At 48.1% G+C, this 686-nt stretch carries 1 protein-coding gene and 1 pseudogene; one reads left to right on the forward strand and one right to left on the reverse strand.

Annotated features, from left to right (window positions below):
• The first annotated feature begins 34 nt into the window (after nucleotides 1-34).
• Nucleotides 35-169 (forward strand): hypothetical protein, encoded by a 135-nt coding sequence (locus TAMC210_RS13715; protein WP_256366505.1) that lies wholly within the window; start codon nucleotides 35-37, stop codon nucleotides 167-169.
• A gap of 270 nt (nucleotides 170-439) precedes the next feature.
• Here TAMC210_RS13715 and TAMC210_RS13380 read toward each other — a convergent pair.
• Nucleotides 440-686 (reverse strand): annotated as a pseudogene (locus tag TAMC210_RS13380) (hypothetical protein); the annotation flags it as partial.

Consider the following 686-nt stretch of genomic DNA (forward strand, 5'->3'; position numbering starts at 1 on the left):
GCCGCCGACTGGGTTCAGGGAGGTGTGATTAAAAATGGGAACTGTAGGACTGGCTCTGGAACTTATGGCTATAGCCCTGCCTACTATGTTCGGGGTTATCCTCCTCTTTATGTTGTTAATCAGTGCCTTAACCCGCATCTTCCCCCCAAGGAAAGACACGGGGGAATGAATTGAATATTTCCCCGAGGATATGCCCAGGTTGAGCGGCTGTAGGCGTCCTTCCCTCGACAACTCTCTTTTGCGTTTCCAGCAGCCCTTTTGGTACCAGCGTTATCTTCGTCAGTACTACAATCCCGGCCTATCTACAGGTTCAGAACTACAGGGCCCGTGTCAACTCACATAAAAACCTTACCGAAGGAAGAAGGCTCACTCAAATAAAGACCTAACCTAAAGAGCGATAGTAGAAGGGGGTACTATGTTCCATCATCTCCCTTTAGCTTTAGAGGGTATGCTGTATATGGGTCATTGTTTTAATGGGCGGCTTGCTTTTGTTGAGAAGGCTCAGTATAACCTTTAGCGAGCAATTCCTCCAGTTGGCGGTGAAGTACAAGGGGATTAAAGCTTGCAGTTCGCGCTGGAATTTAGCGTTAGTATGAGGGTCTAGTATCCCGGCGTCTATTAAACGCTGCAAAGGGGTTCGAGCCGTATCATAGGTTTTGCGCACATAGGCACCTTGACGTTTCTTA

This window comes from Thermanaeromonas sp. C210 (assembly GCF_013167955.1).
GTDB lineage: Bacteria > Bacillota > DSM-521 > Neomoorellales > Neomoorellaceae > UBA12545.

Coding starts and splice junctions, on each gene's coding strand:
- TAMC210_RS13715 (WP_256366505.1), top strand. CDS start 35: ATGGGAACTGTAGGACTGGCTCTGGAACTTATGGCTATAGCCCTGCCT.